The organism is uncultured Methanobrevibacter sp. (assembly GCF_900314615.1).
Lineage (GTDB): Archaea > Methanobacteriota > Methanobacteria > Methanobacteriales > Methanobacteriaceae > Methanocatella.
Window position 1 is genome coordinate 13,795 of record NZ_OMWA01000022.1, and the last position, 18,001, is coordinate 31,795.

An 18,001-nucleotide genomic window follows, 5' to 3' on the forward strand; every position below is an offset into this window, starting at 1 on the left:
AATTTAATTAAAATACTTATTTTTCAATTGAAATTTATATAATTAAAGAATATTATCGTTGATAATATATTTCAAAAGGTTTATTTCAAAAATTCACAAAACAACTACATCAAAACGCCAAACACCCCTGGAAACAAAATTAATTTAAACAGATAACCGATTAATAATTTTAATAGTTATTAATGAAAGCGTATTTTAAAATGATGATTACTTTAACATTAATGAATTGGCAATGAAAAAAGCTTTGAATAATATTGATGAAGGCATATGAAAAAAGAAAAAAAAGAATAAATATGTAAAAAACATATTTATTTTGGAATTTCAGATTCAGGAACATTGTATGTTGAAGTTATTTTAAATGTTCTGTATGTAGACTGAAGCAGTGACCCGACAGATATTTCAATGACATTACCTTCATCATTGTAATTGTCCGGATTGAAAGTGAATGTACCTACTCCATTAACCACCATAAATTTAATTTCCACTTCTTTAGATGTTGCCCTGTTTAATGCAGCATACATTTCAAATTCAGGAAGATTTGACGCAACATCCCCGTTTTTGTAAAATACAATGCTGTAATTGCCCGGAGAGTTATATGTTAAGTTATTGAATTTGATTGCAGTAGTGCTTATTCTTGGACACATTGTTCCATATCCTACAACCCCAGTATCGTTATCCCATGTTACAAGATTATTTGTACCGTACCAGTTAGAATCCAATTTAAGTCTTAATGACTCATTATATTGACCAGGACCATAGATACCTTCAGGATTTGCACTCATTTCACCTAAAATCATCATGCTCGGACCGACTGCATTTCTGTAAATTGCATTATCGGTTACGACTGGTTCAACAGCATTTTGAGCTAAATCATATCCTGCATTGAATCGGATTCCTTCAAGTATATTGTCAGTGATTACGTTTTGAGTAATTACAATTCCGGAAGAGTAGTTTGCATCAAGGGAAATGCCCAAATGATTACGGGCAATGTGATTTTGGTTGATTGTCACATTAACTGCAGAATTGTTTAACAATATTCCATATCCGGACGGACCTTCAGGAACGGTCATAATATACAAACCTGTTTGATCGGTAATTTCATTGTTTGTAATATTAGTGTTTGCAACTCCAAATCCGTATTTGATACCATAGTTATTTTCGCTTAATGTGTTACTGCCAATGAGTAAATCTGAGGAGTGTTGTGCAAAAATACCGCTTTCAAATAATGATACACTATTTGCGAACAACAATACTGCTGATGAATTAGAAACACAGATACCATATCCCGGCAGATTAACGGTTCCATCAGCATAGCTTCCGATTTTAGATTCATCCAGATGATTTACCATTGAATTATTAATCAGATTTACATTATGGGCGTTTATAATGTCAACTGCATCGCTTGAATTTCCGCAAATGATGAGGTGACTTACGGATACATCATCGGCAGCTATTTTTAAAGCAGTGCTATTTAAAGGTGCATTTAAAATAGATCCGTTTCTTGAATAAATATTCAATCCCTGATTAACTGTTAGAGAAATATCAGAGTAGTAATCACCTAAAAATTCAACATAAGACCATATAGGAGCATTATCCAAAATGTTCTGGATTTCTGAATTTGGCAGCTTCTCATCAACAAAAATCACACCAGTTTCATTTAAAATAGTGATTTTACTTTTTAAGGAGCTTTCCTTATATTTGTCACTGCCTGAATAATTAACGGTTATTTCAAATGATGAAGGATTGCTGCTTGCCAAATCAAATGTGATTTGACCGTTTTCATCAGTTGATTTGGAATAGTTAGCACCATTGAATGAATAGCTTAATGTCTGATTAGCCAATGCGTTTCCGGAACCATCCCTTAAATATATCCTGTAATCTTTTTGTGAATCAATGGAAAATGTCCTGTTATAGCTTTCAATAACAGTGCCTAATTTAGCGACGGTGATTTTACCAGTTGCTTTTGAAGCTTTATAATATGTGTTTCCGGCATAATTTACATTGACATCATATGTCTTTTCATCTGCAAAATTAACATTTATGCTAGCCTGACCTTTGCTGTCAGTGGTTCTTGAATATGTTTTTCCATTAACTTTGACAGTTACTTTCTGTTTTGATAAAGCCTTATTGTTTGCTTTTAATGTTACAGTGTATGTTTCGTCGTCTTTCGGAAGAATTGAAACTGAAGGAGCTGTGATTTTAGTAGCTGTTTTAGTTACAGCAATCTTTCCGCTTGAAGATGCTTTTTTATAAATTTTACTTCCCCCGTAAGATGCAGAAACCTTATATGTTTTTAGACTGGAGAATTTGACCTTAATACTGATTTGGCCTTTTGAATTGGTATTTTTGGAATATGTCTTGCCGTTGAGCTTAACTACAACCTTTTGTTTGGAAATTCCTTTGCCGTTTCCATCTTTTAATGTTACAGTGTATGTTTTGGATGTTTTTGGAGGAATTGTAATTTTAGGAGCAGTTAATTTAGCAGTTTTAGAGGAATATTTAACAGTGATTTTATTAGTTTTTGAAACTGCTTTGTATTTGTTATTTCCTTTAAAACTTACAGCAATCTTATATGTTTTCTTGTTTTGTGAGAATTTTAGTTTGACTTTAGCGACACCTTTGCTGTTTGTGGTTTTGGTGTAAGTCTTACCGTTGACTTTGAAAGTGACTTTCTGACTGGAAATTGCATTGCCTGATGCATCTTTCAATGTTATTGAGTAATATTCAGCCATTTTAGGTATCATGTTTAAATTTGAACTGACAATTTTAGAAGCAGTTTTTTTAACTACAACTTTTGTCTGGGCACTGCTTGGCTCATAGTCAACTTCATCTCCTGAATAAATAATGCTTGCAGTATAGGTTCCCTCTTTTGAAATTGAAACTTTTATTGCAGCATTACCTTCAGCATCACTAACTGGAGAGTAAGTTTTGGAGTTGAGTTTAACTGTAACTGTTTCACCCGCAATCGGATTTCCATTGATATCTTTTAGCAAAACAATTAATTGCTGATTTGAGTTAGGATAAGTGTTTAAATTGGAAACTGTTAAAGTTGTGTTTGTAGGTGTTCCAGGAATTGCTGCATCATCAACAGCAAATGTTTTGGAAACCTTATCGTCAAAGTTTGCGCCGTTTGTCGGAACGACTGCTGTAATAACATTTTCAGTTTCGCCAAATTCGTTTTGATAAAACCTTACTGTTGCAGTTCCGTTTTTCATCATGACGGTTCTGAAGACATCCCCTTCCTGAGGAGCTACACTTTTTCCGACCTTATTTAGATAGAATGTTACAGGAACTGAACTCAAATCTTTTGCAATGTTTCCGTTCTCATCGACTATGGAAATTGAATAGATTCCTTTTTTGACCTGTGTTATCTCTGAGAGATGAAGTTCGTAGTTTCCGCTTAAGGACCACTGAACGCCCCCTTCATATTTGAAAAATATTACCGGACAGAATACATTTTTATTTATTTCAAATACATAACGTAAAAATACTGCTCCTTTGTTTGTAGTATAGTCTCCTTTATTGTTTCCAACATATTTATAGACATCATTGACTGAGTCATAGGTATACTCCCCTTTTCCGCTGCCTTTATAATCATAGGTAATGCGGTATACTGGCCTTTCAGCTTCAGCACCTGCCAGACCGACCATATAATTGTTGTCAATGACTTCCAAATCAGCATATCCTGTTTTTTTATTGGAACTGATTAAATTTCTTACCCTATAATCATTCAGTACTTCGTACATGGTATTCTGGTTAAAGAAGTTACCTTTGATTTCAATTTTTGTAACGTTGCAGTTTACATAAACACCATGATAATTGTATGCAATGTAATTGCTTAAAATACGGACATTGTCTGATGATGTTAAATTGAAACCTACGCCGTTGTGTGTTACATTAGAATATGTGACTGTTGTATCCTTGCTTGTGCCTGCAACGGACACTCCTGAAACCTTATTGTTTGAAATGTAACTGCCAGTAATTGTTGTTTTTGCTGAATCAATAATATTGATACCATGGATTGCATTATCAATAGTTACATTATTGATTTGAATGTTTTTTGCATTAATCAAACGTATTGCATCACCGTAGCCGCTGTTTGAAAAGGTACATTTTCTGATTATGACATTGGAAGCACCGTTGATTAATATGGCATAACCTTCACTGTCATACAGTACACCGTCATCATTGTTGAAATTAAATCCTTCAATTACGGTTCCGCTAGCACTTGATGTGAGATAAAACATTCCCTGATGACCAGAAAATGCAGTACTTGAACAGGAACTCAGTTTTGTGCCAACATTACTTTTAATGGTTAGTTTCTTATTAATTTCAATATGGCAATGCTTATAATCGGCACCATTAATTATTATTGTGTCGCCGGCAGCGGCTGACTGAATAGCATTTCTGATGCTATGATCATTCATTTCATTATGATTTTCACCAACATTATCAACGACAATTGTACTGGAAGCAGATAATGCTTCATTATCATTGGATATACTCAATTCAGATTCATCACTGATTTCAAGTTTCTCAGTGGATGAAACTGATGTTAAATTATTATCAGATATATTATCCTCATTTGCTGCAACTGAAGCCATACACAGCAAAGCCACAAGCAAAACGGATAAAATTATAAAAATATTTTTAAATTTCATACAATCTCCTACAGTTTGATTTATTTTATAACAATTGATATAAGTCAATATTACTTATTATACTATCGATATAATTAAAGTATTTCGGTTCATTTATAAAAAATATGCGATTTTTTTAAATTTTTTTAGAATGATTTGAAAAAAAATACATATAGACCAACAAATATAACAAAATATATCTAATCTGACGGAGGTCCAAATTATTAAACACAAAATAATTTTATTAAGCATCATATTTGCAATTATACTATCTGCATCATGCGCAAGTGCTGCAGAACAGAATTATTCTTCACATATATCTGAAAATGAAAGCAATTACATTTTAAATGAATATATAAATGATTTTACAAAGCTTGATGAAGAAATTAAAAGCTCATCACAATCGAAAACACTGAATTTGACTAAGGATTATGTTTTTAATTGCGATAATGACCAGAAATATGCATCTGGAATCAGTATTGACATTGATGATTTGACTATTGACGGACAGGGATACACAATTGATGCAAACAGCCAATCCAGAGTTTTCAATGTCAATTCCAATAATGTCACTTTAAAAAATCTGATAATAACAAATGCTAAAAGCGATTCCTATGGTGGTGCAATATACTGGAGCGGATCAGACGGCAAAATTGACAATTGTGTTTTAAAAAACTGCAACTCCCCAAACAGCGGAGGAGCTGTTTATTTTAAAAATTCTGCAGACATCATAAACTCAAAATTCCTAAACAACACAGCATTTTTTGCAGGAGGAGTCGATTTTGAAAGTGACAGTACTATTGCAAACTGTGAATTTGAAAACAATTTCGCAACATATCTCGGAGGTGCACTCTTTAGCTCAGAAAAAACAACCGTTTTAAACTCCACATTTACTTCAAACGAAGCTGGAGACGGCGGTGCAATATATTTCTTTACAACAGGTATTATTGAAGATACAACTTTTAAAAACAATATAGCAATCGGATACGGAGGAGCAATAACCAATGAAAATACAATTTACGTTAAAAATTCAGAATTTATTAAAAATACCGGCGCCTATGCAGGAGCAATATATCTGAAAGGAGACGGGCACATTGACAATTCAACATTCGCTGAAAACTGTGCAAAAGAAGGCGGAGCAATATCATCAGCATGTGACAATGCTTCCATCACAAACAGTGAATTTAAAAATAACAATGCTTCTAAAGGAAACTCTCTAGACATATTTAATAAGAATATTCAAATAGAAAACGTAACTTTCATCAATAATGCCATATCATATGAATCAGAAATCCATATGAAGTGTTCCAATCCAGTATTGTTTAATTTAACTTACGTTAACGTTACACAAAAAGAGGAATCCAACAATACTCCTAAAACAGTAACCAAGAAAAAGACAGCGATTACTGCGAAAACTAAAATATTCAAAGTGAAAACTAAAACAAAAAAATACACAGCATTGTTAAAATCCGGAAAAACACTTCTCAAATACAAGAAAGTTACCGTTAAAGTAAAAGGAAAAACATATTCCTCAAAGACCAATAAAAAAGGTCAAGCAATATTTAAACTTAAGATTACTACAAAAGGAACATTTAAAGCAATCATTAAATTTAACGGAGACAAATTATATAAATCTTGTAAAAAAACAGTTTATATTAAAATCAAAAAATAGAGGATAATTTTATATCCTCCAAACTTATTTTTTAACTTTCAAAGTTGTTTTAACTTGAGAGTTTAAGTATTTTACAACAATTGAATATTTTCCAGCTTTTAAATTCTTAAAACTGACAGTAGCTACACCTTTTTTGTTTGTTTTGGCACTATAAGTCTTGCCATTGACTTTAAAAGTTAACTTTTTATAGGAAATGGCCTTACCCTTGCTTGTTTTTAAGTTAGCTGAATATTTAATATTTTTGGCTTTTTTAACACTTTTGCTTTTAGCATATAAAACTTTCTTTACAGTTATTGTGTTTTTAACACTGGATCCCTTATATGAAGAAGTTATTGCATATTTTCCGGGTGTTAAAGTAAATGTTTTTGAGGCATATCCTTTGCTGTCTGTTTTAACATGGTATGATTTCCCGTTGACTTTCATTACTACAATTTCATTTTTACCGATAAACCTGCCGTCACTACATTTCACACGTACCTTAAAGGTAACTTTTCCGTTATAATCAACTGCAACATTCCTATTGTTGATGATTTTAGATGGATTCTTAACTGTAGCAAATGAAAAGCTTTGATTATTTAATTTAAAAGTAATCGGATTATTACTCGGAACTGTAATTGAATTGGAGAAGTATCCTTCATTGACAAATAAATCTTTTGAATTTGTAAGAGTTACTTTAAAGGTAGGCAGTAATTCTTTTGAATCCAAGCTCAAAACAGAATTATTGATGTTTTTTACTTCACCGAAATCAATTATGAATAGGGATTGTTCATACTGCATTATTTTCCCAGTGCCGTCTACACTCATCAATATCCAATAAAAGTCATCAGAAACATTGATATTAAGCAGCCTGTCAAAGTTTGGAGTGTTGGATCCCCACCAGTTATTGGTTAAATTGCTATTTTTCCCATTTACAAAAACAGCCCCACCTTCCATAGCATCATTATTGTATAATGCACTATGGGTTAAATTAATGTCATTTCTGGCTATGATTGCTCCGCCCTGATTGCCTGCAATGTTATTTTCAAAAATGGTGCCGACAACATTCAGTATGTTATTGTTGTCTATAGCTCCGCCGTTTTTAATAACCTTATTATTGGTGAAATTGGAATTGATGACTGTTAAATCGCCTCCGTTATCAATTGCACCTGCACCATATGCCTGATTTTTATCAAATAATGAGTTTAAAATTATTAACTGACCGGCATTGTCAATTGCACCGCCGTAACTTAACGCTTTATTTGATATGAACTTGGAATTATTGATTAATATTGAACCATCAATGTTGAATAAAACTCCGCCTTCGTCAGAACCGGTGTTTGAAGTAAATGATGAATCTGAGATAGTTACGTTTCCGCTGTGAATGTCTATTATTCCAAGACTGTGAGATACAACATTTTTGTTAAATTGAGATTCTGAAATGATTAATTCACTATCGGAATAAATGACTGCACCGTTATAGGCCTTGTTGTTAGTAAATATTGAGTTTGAAATGTTTGCCATTTTGGCTGAATTATATATTGAACCTGCAACATGTGCCTCATTTGAATCAAAGCTACATCCTTCAACATTTAAATTGGCCACATTATATACGACACCACCAAAATTATCTGCTTTATTGTAGTTAAATTTTGAATTTCTTAAGTTCAAGTTAGCATTATTATAAATAACTCCATCAGCAGCAGTATTTGAGATTAAATTAGAGTCAACAAGTTCCAGATCTGCAAGATTATAAATTGCACTGCCCTTAACAGCCACACTATTCAAAATATTGGAGGATTTAATAGTTAATGCTGCCTTATTATAAACAGCACCACCATAATCAGCACTGTTTAAATTGAATGTGAATGCATTAATGTTTAAATTTCCGGTATTGTAAATTCCCCCACCATTTTCTGCTGAATTGTTGTTTAATGTCACTTTATTGAAACTGCCGATAATTCTTCCAAGATTTAAACCGCCACCGTATTTTGCAGCATTATTGTTTAAGGTAATGTTGTTAAAGTTGCATGTAAACTGCACTCCCGCAATTTCTCCAAGTGTGCTTGCTATTGCGCCTCCGTTATACTTTGCACTATTATTTTCAAAAATACAGTCTGATGCATTCAAATGACCGCAGCTACTTGATATTCCTCCACCAATTTCGGCATAGTTGTTTGATATGATGGAATTATCTATTACGAGAGTACCGAATGAATCTGAAATCAGACCTCCGCCCTCTTCTGCAGTATTGCCATCGACAATTGTGTTTTTAACATGCATTGTGTAATCTGAAATATAGACTCCGCCACCGTACTGGCCCGTATTATATCTTATATCGCTGTCGAAAATGTCACAGAGACCCCAGCTTTTAACGCCTCCCCCCAAATGGGATGCGGAATTGTAATAAAACCTGGAATTTTTTATTACAAGATATCCTCTGTTGTTATATATTCCTCCGCCCCTGGTTGCTGAATTGTTAAAGAAATTTGAGTCAATCAGCTGAATGTCACTGAATCTGTTATAGATTGAACCGCCTTCATGTCCCCAGTTATTTACAAAGGAACAGTTTATGATTTTAGTATCTGAGTAATAGCTGTCAATAGCTCCTCCACCACCGTCAGCGCGGTTATTTTCAAAAACAGTATTATAAACAGTCAAAGTAGAACCGCTTGATCCTCGTATTGCACCATAGTCCGCTTTGTTGTTTATGAATTTGGAATCATGGATTGTTAAAAATCCGTTGCTGTTAATTGCTGCACCATTTTTTGAAGTTCTGCCGTTCATGAAAGTTATTCCATAAATATTTACTGTGACCTTATCGGATATTTCAAAAATACCTGATTTTGAATTTGCATCAAGTATTGTACCTGATGAATCAGCACCGTAAATATTAATATTTCTGTCAATTCGAATTACAGAACCGTTTCCTTCATAAGTCTGATTTTTTAGATGAATAGAGTCACCTGACTTTGAATTATCTATTAAACTTTGAATAGAATCAAAATCTGAGATTGTCGAATTAGCAGTGAAATTATCTTCAGCGGTTACTGCACCAAGCATTAACATCGAAAAAATTAGCATCAATAGAATTACTAAACTAAATTTGAATTTTTTAATGATAAATCCCCCTTAATCTAATTTAATAATATTCAAAAAATATTTGTTGAAATTTGAAAAAATACTCCAATGAGTTATGAAAAAAAGAAAAGAAAAAGAAAAGTAATAAAATATTACTTATCTATTTTACAGTGTATTTAACAGTTTTAGTTACTGCATTGTAAGCTCCGTCACCTGCAAATTTAACAACAGCATTGAATTTGCCTTTTTTGAGTACTTTTACAGAAATGGTAGCTTTACCTTTGGAGTTGGTTTTTGCAGAGAAAGTTTTACCATTTACTTTAATGGTAATTTTTTTACCTGCAACAGCTTTACCAGCAGATTTTAAGGTTACAGTTACTTTTTTAACTTTTTTAACTTTTAAAGTAGCTTTTGCTGCGGTTAATGCAGTAGCTTTTTTGGTTACTGAAATTTTAGCTGTAGCCATTGATGATTTGTAGAGGTTACCTTCACCAGCATAAATAATGGTAGCGTATTTGGTTGTAGCGCTAGCATATTTAACATCTAAAGAAGCACATCCGTCATCATCAGTTTTAACAGTTTGAGCTTCACCATCGATAACGATAGTTACATCTTTATTGGATAATGCAACACCAGTATTATCGAATAAGTAAGCATATAATTTGCCTGCGTCTCCTGCTTTAACAGCTACGTTATCAGTAGAGATTTCAGTAGTGTATAAAGTTTTTGCACCGTAGTATTGGTTTGCGTCTAAAGTTTCATTTAAGATAATGTTGTTAGCGGATAATATTTCATTATCATCAAACCAGATTGAAATACCAGTAGCACCGTTTAAAACATTTTCAGCTACAATAATTGGAGAAGTGATGTTTAAACCGGATGCACCGTCTCTTACTAAAATGTGGAATAAAATTACATTGGCCATATTACCATCAGGACTGTTTAACTCAACAGTGTTTGAAGTGATGTTGATATTTCCAATAGGAGTAGGAGAACCGTGAGCTTCGTTACCTTTTTCAGCAGCGATTAAAACATTGTCAGATCTTACGAAGAAATGATTATTTTCTACAGCAATATCATCTGATGCTTTTTGCATACTGATAACTGGTAAACCTTCCCATTTTATGTCACCTTCTTCGAAGTAACCACAATTGATGAAAGTATTGTTTTCGATTTTTGATCCTTTAGTGGATGCTCCACCGAAGTAAATAGAGTAACAGTTATTAATGAAAGTGTTACCGATTACATAGTTTGCTCCACTACCTTGTGCAATTGATACACCGTCAAGAATAGGTCCGTCAAAAGTATTGTTTTTAACCATTACGCCAGAAGATTGTCTGTAAATGTTTAATGATTTGGAACCAGTTTCTTTATTTACAGTAGGGTCATTTAATAATTGAGTTGTGTAACCGCCGGTGAATTTATTGTTTTCAACAGTAAATCCAGTAGTTTGCATTATTACAATACCACTGTTGAAATCTTGGAATTCACAGTTTTGTACAAGACCACCGTTAGCAGCTGAAGCACTTATACCCCAACCGTTAGTGGAACCATTGTATTTGAAATCATTTTTAGGGTTGGTGTCTATGAATTTAATTCCTTGAATAGTAACGTTTTGAGCGTTAATACGGAAAATTCCCTGTCCGTCACCATGACCTTTGATTGTTGTAGTTCCTTTACCATCAATAATAATACCAGGATTATTAATTGTTACTGTTTGATTAGTAAAATCATATTCTGCATTTTTACTTAAATCAACTGTATCTCCGACATTTTTAGCTGAATCAACTGCAGTCTGGACATCTGCAACACTAGCACTTGCAGGTTCAATTGAAGTTGCATTGTCGGATAAAACATCTGCTGAGTCTGCTGCAGATACTGAACCGAGAGATATTGCAATTAAAACAACTAAAAGAAAAGATACCAATATCTTTTTGTTATTCATAATAATTTTCTCCATTAATAATTTTTTTGAAATTGATACTAATATGAACTAGTCAATATATAAGAAAATCATTTATTGAGCATACAATAAATTAACTAAAATTCTATACTAGTAATTATAATTTATATCGACATGCAATATAAATATTATCGTTTATCGATTTTAAAAAAATGCTTTTAAAACTATCAAATAATGATAATAATTTATGCAATATTTATTTTAAAAAATAATTTTAGATTTTAAGAGATATAAAATTATTTACAAGAATTAAAATAAAAATAAATACATTTAATTAAAATTTTATCGATGAATACTAATTCATATCAAAAAAATTTATGAAATAAACTCCAATAATTAAATAACCAATTTTAAAACCATAAAAATAAAAATAACCAATTATTTATAAAAATATTTTTTTATTGTTGAGAATATAGTTATATATCATTACAGACATAAATTTCCATAATAATCATCTTTAAGGAGGTGAAAACATAAAAACAAAATGCATTTCTATTTTATTATTGTCAGTTATTGTTTTGATTTCCTTAAGCTGTGTATCAGCAAATGAAAATGCAACAGACAGCATTGAGTTAAGCGCAAGCGAAGATGATAATCTCAGGGATATTTCAACATCACTTGAAGAAAAAATCATCAATGCCCAAAATAATGATAAGATTACAATAGAACCCGGACGATACACAATCAATAACATCTACATTACCAAAAATATTACATTACATGGAAATGGAGACCCAAGAGAAGTAATTTTTGACGGACAAAACAAATCAAGCATCCTGTTAATCAGAAGCCCGGATGTTTATATGACCGTGAAAAACATTACATTCATCAACGGACTGACAGACAACTTCGGAGGAGCGATATCCATAGAAACTGGCCATGTTACAGTAGATAACTGCATGTTCATTAACAATACTGCATTAGAAGATACAAATGCAGGAGGAATATCAAATTACGGCACTAAAGAGAACAGAGGATACCTTCTGGTCAATAATTCACTCTTCATCAATAACCATGCAGACCATGACGGCGGAGCAATTACAACATGTTATGCCGACTCATACATCTACAATTGTGTTTTTATAAACAATTCGGCTCACCGTGACGGAGGAGCAATAAGAGTCAGCGTTTATGGTTTTGGAGATGTTCAGGATTGTATTTTCATGTTCAATCATGCAGACGAATGGGGTGGAGCATATTACAGCTGGTCAGGTGAATCAGACATCAAAAGATGCATATTCATGAACAATACTGCTGGAACTAACGGCGGAGCAGTAATGGTTTCAGGAAACATCAATCTTCAGGATTCAATCATCATGAACAACAATGGAAATGAAACCGGAGGTTCATTTTATATCCAGCAACCGATGTATGATAAAAAAACTGTCATAAATATCCACAATAACTTAATTACCAATAATACATCACCATATGGACAGGAAATATTCATAAAATGGTGGGATGCATATAACCTATACCCTCAATTTGACAATAATGACTGGGGAGATGAAAATCCGAACGACTCATCAGTAATTGATCCGAACAACGTAACATCCAGAAGCAAAGTATCATCAACAATCAAATCAGATTTGTTTGGCAAACTGAATGTTGATTTACTGGACAAATACAGAGATTTGCTTGAAGATTATTTTGCCGATGACTCACTGGACAATCTTAAAAAACGTTTTGATGATGCAAAACCAAAACAAAACAATAATCAAAATTCAAATGACAATACCCAATCCGATAACGAAAACCGCCAAAATACAATAGAGCAAAACAATACAAATGATAATTTGAATATCAATTCACAAACTGAGAGCTCCCAGATAACCAATACAAATTACGACAGCCAACTGGTAATCGGAAATTCAACAACTGCAGGAAATGAAAAGAATGCCTATGAAATAAACAAAACTCATCCTGCCGTCAAAGAGATAAATATGGATCTCAGATATTTCGCAGCCGCTTTGATTATTGTATTTATTTTATTAGCCATAGGATATAAAAGACATGAAAATGAGGAGTAAATAGCTTAGCTATTTACTTAATTCTATTTTTTTATTTAAATCACGAGCCATCAAATAATAATAAACATAAAAACCGCACCAGAAAACAGCTCCAAATACAAGAGCAATTGCAATCCATGTTATTACAGGACCTATTCCAAATTCAACTGGCATCCATTTGAGATATATCGCTATTAAAAACAGTACGGTCATTCCGATACCCATCTGAAAGATTATCTGTAACGGCAGTGCAATGTCATCCCTTTCATAAATCATACCTGTAAGAGAGAATGCCCATCCTGCAACAATGCATCCTAAAAACAGATTTATAATGTCAACTCCTGAAAAACTGATATTTTGAGGGCCTGCCTCAAGTGAAATCAGGACTGCGACCAGCAAACCTATAAAACAACCAACGAAAGCACCTAATGCTAAACTTTTAATTAAATCTGTAAACTTCATTTTAACACCTATAAATCCAGAGCCTGCTTAAAATCAGGCAAATATTTTCTTGATATATTGTCCTTTAAGCCATTTTTAAGTTCTATAAACATCATTCCTTTTAAAGAAGGAGCTACCCTTTTAATTTTTTTCAAATTAACAATAGTTGTCTTTGATATTCTTACAAAATCCCCGTTTAATGATTCTTCAACCTGATAAAGTGCCTTTTTAACCACATAAGAATTATTCTGAGTATATACATTAACCTGTTTATCCTCAACACGAAACATGTAGATTTCACTTAATTCCAGAAGTGCAATGTCTGAACCTTTTTTAACTGCAATCATATCGCTGGACTCATCGCTTTCCAGAATAGATATTGCTTTTGACACATTGCCGGTCAGTTCATTTGTATGAATATCTGCATGGGGCTCGGTAATATCTCTTGAAACAAACAAATTTACTTTCATGATTTAATTCCTTAATTTTTCCATCTCTTCTTGAATTTTACGTTCTCTATAATCTTCGCTGTCAAAATTATCAACAAATACAAAAGCCACTAAAAAGTCTTTCAATACTCCTATTCCCCAAAAGAATAATGGAAATGCAACCCACCAAAACTCTGGAGTAAACCACCAGTTAACAATAGCTAAAATTGCATTGACAATCAGATAGGCTTTTAAGTTCCTATAAAATTCAATTTTGTTATCTACACGTTCTTCTGCTCGTAATCTTAAATTATCTGACATAGTATTATCTCCTCGCTTGATAATACTACTTGGTTAAAATATATATAAATGAATAGTTATCAACTTAACTGAAATGCAGAAAATAGAATGTGAAATGCAAAAAATTGAAGTTAAAAATATATGGGACCAAACACCATCATTTAAAACAAATGGGATGATATTAATTAGCCAACAGATTTCATGAAAAAATAGTCCTTAAACTGATATTTATAAACCTACCGTGGTTTTACCACTGCTATTGGGATCTGCAAAAACCATAACTTCCGGAAACCTATTTTTCTGAGACATAAACTCTCCTTCCATCATGATACTCTAAATAAGCACGTTTATTTTCATCATCATAACCAGCAATAGGAAGTCCTTTAATTTTACATATATCTTGATCAATTTTAATAGATGCTTAAATCTTTCCGTAAGTTCGTCATCAGAAATTCCATATGTAGAATCTAATTCATTTTCTTCAACCAAAACAAATCCTCCTTATTACTAATTTATAATAAAAAATATCAAATTCATTAATAAAGTTCAGCAATCACCTTTTAATTTGAAATAGTTCAAAAAAATATATAAAATATAGATTTATTTATTATCAATTTCTGAGATATTGTAACGTTTAGTATCTCAGATGATGGCTGTATGGTTTTTTCGAATGTTTGAAAGAAAAGAATGATTTTTACATTTTTAACTGAAAAAACATATCTTGGACAAAATACATAGACAGTATCAACTGAGCCTATTTTAAAAAAGATGAATTTTGGGAAATATCATGGATGAAAAAGAATGCTATAACTGCAAACATGTGGAATTTGATATTGGCCTTTGCACCCAATATTACTGCAGATTCCATGAAAAATTAGTTGATGACTGGAGCAAATCATCCAATTAAGCCAATTGTAAAATAAAAATTATTTTAGTTCAAACACCATCTATGCGCTCAACTAAAATTAAATGTAAATCATGACCTATTCAACATCAAAACCCTTTTCTATCATGCTGTTTTTAAGAATCTCCATGGCTCTTATCGTATCAGGTCCTGAAACCCGCTTAATCATCCGGTTGTTTTCATTGAATCTTCCGACAAAATAATCCTGCTGCTGCTTACTGACAAGGTCAAGTCGAGTATAGTTTGTAAGGCATTCCAGAAGCGCAAAAACTCCACGATTTAAAGCCTTTGCACATGGATGGTTCTTGACGATTTCCACAACATCACTGCTTATGATATAAGCCTCTCCATTTGATGTCACATGGTCTTTAATCGGATTTCCGATGGTTGAATTTACAAAATTTATAGGGTCAAAAGTAATATTTACAACGTATTTGCCTGTTTCCATAATGTTTTTCAGGGTTTTTGTACCGACAAATAACCTGCATCCAAGTTTGTCTTTGCCTTTGCATACAATTCCTATTGGAGCTGCATTTTTTACACCGTCCCTACTCATGGTAGTGTAAATCCCTTCATATTTCTGTCCTTCTTCAATTCCGATATCTGTCAAATCAATAGCCATTTTATCATCCATATCAATTTACATTTTCAATATTACTATCTATTCCTAATCTAATTAAAAATTATTGTGAAAAATTATCATTTCCCAAACAGAAATGTTTAAAAAATACAAAAAAATAGAAATTAAAGGCAGCTATAATACAGCCACCAGATAATATAAAATAGAAGTAATGGCAGGAACGGATAAATTATCGATTCCACCATAACTTAAAGCTTCACAAACTGTTGCGACTGCTGAAATAGCTATAATGTAGACAAGGTTGAATTCAGGCATCGCACATCCGATTGAAGTGAAAACCATCCATACGAATACACTCATTACAGTGGTTATTACAAACATTGTAAGTGATCCTTCAAGGGATTTTGTTCCTCCAAATACTGTGTATTTGACTTTACCGAATTTCTGACCGATTAAAGCTGCAAATCCGTCACCATAAACCATAGGAACAATAGCCAATGCTACAATCCATATGTAGTATTTAGGATCCCCTGCAGGAGCAATTGATGCAAATATTGCAATTAAAAGTGTCCAGATTCCAGCATAGAAAAATAATCCCAGAGCGTGACCGGATTCAGTTACACTGTTTTCGATTTTTATTGGTGAGTATTCAGTCAGGAAGAACAGCACTATTGTAATAGGAAGTGTTAAAAACCAGACCATTACCCAGGGATCTGAGAAAAATGGCATGGCAAATATCATGTTACCTACCATAATATGCAAAAATTTACGTGAAACTTCAGGGCGTGTCTTTAAAACCATTTCCGCTACAACGAAAATGATAGCTACATAAACATATACAACAATTAATGCAAGGACATCAGAGAATATCATTAGTCATCATACTCCCCGTATTCGCAGCCGGCATTTTCAATTTTCACATGGTCAATCAGGGTTCCGTCTTTTTTGTATAGCTTGATTTCACCCCAACCGTTTCCACCGTTCCATAGGCGGTTGTGTCTTTTAGTTCCATTTGGAGCTTCATAGTTGAAAAGCATCATTTCATCACGTTTGCAGTAAAGAACCAGTTCCATTTTGGAGTTCTTATTGCTTGCATTGATGTGCCATGTGTTAACGTCCTCACCTTCCTCAAAGTCAAAGTCAATTTTGACAAGATTCCAGAACCTTGCAAAGTTGTACTCATACATGGTTCCTTCATAGTAAAATCCTATAAGAAGTTTACGAGGTATCTCAATACCGAATGCCTTTGGTCTTCCTCCACCGGCTTCGAAAGCGGAGTTGTGTAGTTTTTTACCTGATATTAAACTGGTAATGTTACATGATGAAATCCAAAGCCAAGGAGATGTGAAATCTCCTCCCCAGTTTTTATCAGCATACCCGTAGGATTTTTCAGGAATAACTTCATATTCTTCACCATCCAGCCATATGGTTCCACTATATTCAGTTTTAATTCCTTCAGCATGCCAGAACATTTCAAATGCATTTAATTTTCTGAAAAAAGAATTTGCACCATATCCGACATTGAATGTGATTTTTTTATCGATGTCCAAATCCCACATCATGTCTCCTGCATCACTCATATATTCAGGGTGATTTTTAGCGTCCTCTTCAGACACCCTTGAAAATCCGCTCATATGAGTTTCTGTCAGACTGCAGTCTCCCACCTGGATGTTTAATTCATCATCAGGACAGTTGAAGTATTTCATTGAATAGAAATTGTGAATCTGTTTTGGATTTTTACCCCATGTACCTGCTTTAATCATACAGTAAGACGGTCTTTTACCTGCTTTCTGATTTTCTGGAAGCTGCCCGAGTGTTGGTTCTTCTTCAGCAAGGTCAGGATTACATACAAAATATTCAATGAAAAATGGTTTTGGTTCACCGGTTTTTTTATTGTATGCAGTTAATGAATGCCACCACCAGTCATATCCCTTTTTGGCGAGTGGTCCTTTAAGCATATAATGGTCTCGTTTCAAATCACTCTTATTCATAAAAATCCTCCTAAGG

Annotated in this window: 12 protein-coding genes; 2 read left to right on the forward strand and 10 right to left on the reverse strand. The window is 33.1% G+C overall.

What is annotated here, in order from left to right; all coding sequences use genetic code 11:
* Window positions 1-308 precede the first annotated feature (308 nt).
* The gene (locus tag QZN33_RS08100; RefSeq protein WP_296790802.1) at window positions 309-4,661 is read right to left on the reverse strand and encodes a right-handed parallel beta-helix repeat-containing protein; all 4,353 of its coding nucleotides are present in this window, start codon (window positions 4,659-4,661) and stop codon (window positions 309-311) included.
* Window positions 4,662-5,058: 397 nt separating this feature from the next.
* Here QZN33_RS08100 and QZN33_RS08105 point away from each other — a divergent pair, with 397 nt between their 5' ends.
* On the forward strand, window positions 5,059-6,312 hold the full coding sequence (locus tag QZN33_RS08105; RefSeq protein WP_296790804.1) for a hypothetical protein: 1,254 nt from the start codon (window positions 5,059-5,061) through the stop codon (window positions 6,310-6,312).
* Between the two features lie 24 nt (window positions 6,313-6,336).
* Here QZN33_RS08105 and QZN33_RS08110 read toward each other — a convergent pair whose 3' ends face one another.
* Both QZN33_RS08110 and QZN33_RS08115 read right to left on the reverse strand, forming a co-directional pair.
* The gene (locus QZN33_RS08110) at window positions 6,337-9,357 is read right to left on the reverse strand and encodes a right-handed parallel beta-helix repeat-containing protein (protein ID WP_296790806.1); all 3,021 of its coding nucleotides are present in this window, start codon (window positions 9,355-9,357) and stop codon (window positions 6,337-6,339) included.
* A gap of 172 nt (window positions 9,358-9,529) precedes the next feature.
* Window positions 9,530-11,314: a right-handed parallel beta-helix repeat-containing protein gene (locus tag QZN33_RS08115; RefSeq protein ID WP_296790808.1), complete on the reverse strand. Its 1,785-nt coding sequence runs from the start codon at window positions 11,312-11,314 to the stop codon at window positions 9,530-9,532.
* Window positions 11,315-11,835: 521 nt separating this feature from the next.
* On the opposite strand from QZN33_RS08115, the gene QZN33_RS08120 reads away from it, so the two are divergent.
* A complete protein-coding gene (locus QZN33_RS08120) occupies window positions 11,836-13,362 on the forward strand; it encodes a hypothetical protein (protein ID WP_296790809.1) in 1,527 nt (508 codons plus the stop codon).
* Between the two features lie 9 nt (window positions 13,363-13,371).
* Here QZN33_RS08120 and QZN33_RS08125 read toward each other — a convergent pair whose 3' ends face one another.
* From QZN33_RS08125 to QZN33_RS08155, 7 genes are all read right to left on the reverse strand, one after another.
* Window positions 13,372-13,803, reverse strand: a complete 432-nt coding sequence (locus tag QZN33_RS08125) for a DUF3021 domain-containing protein (RefSeq protein WP_296790811.1) — start codon at window positions 13,801-13,803, stop codon at window positions 13,372-13,374.
* An 8-nt stretch (window positions 13,804-13,811) separates the two neighbouring features.
* A complete protein-coding gene (locus QZN33_RS08130; RefSeq protein ID WP_296790813.1) occupies window positions 13,812-14,252 on the reverse strand; it encodes a LytTR family DNA-binding domain-containing protein in 441 nt (146 codons plus the stop codon).
* Between the two features lie 3 nt (window positions 14,253-14,255).
* Entirely contained in the window at window positions 14,256-14,531 is a 276-nt protein-coding gene (locus QZN33_RS08135) for a 2TM domain-containing protein (RefSeq protein ID WP_296790815.1), read from the reverse strand.
* Between the two features lie 312 nt (window positions 14,532-14,843).
* A complete protein-coding gene (locus QZN33_RS08140) occupies window positions 14,844-14,999 on the reverse strand; it encodes a hypothetical protein (protein ID WP_296790817.1) in 156 nt (51 codons plus the stop codon).
* Between the two features lie 494 nt (window positions 15,000-15,493).
* Entirely contained in the window at window positions 15,494-16,048 is a 555-nt protein-coding gene (locus QZN33_RS08145; protein WP_296790820.1) for a DUF447 domain-containing protein, read from the reverse strand.
* A 120-nt stretch (window positions 16,049-16,168) separates the two neighbouring features.
* Window positions 16,169-16,867 (reverse strand): diacylglycerol/polyprenol kinase family protein, encoded by a 699-nt coding sequence (locus QZN33_RS08150; protein WP_296790822.1) that lies wholly within the window; start codon window positions 16,865-16,867, stop codon window positions 16,169-16,171.
* On the reverse strand, window positions 16,867-17,985 hold the full coding sequence (locus QZN33_RS08155; protein ID WP_296790824.1) for a tocopherol cyclase family protein: 1,119 nt from the start codon (window positions 17,983-17,985) through the stop codon (window positions 16,867-16,869). Before QZN33_RS08155 ends, QZN33_RS08150 begins: the two co-directional genes overlap by 1 nt.
* Between the last annotated feature and the right edge of the window lie 16 nt (window positions 17,986-18,001).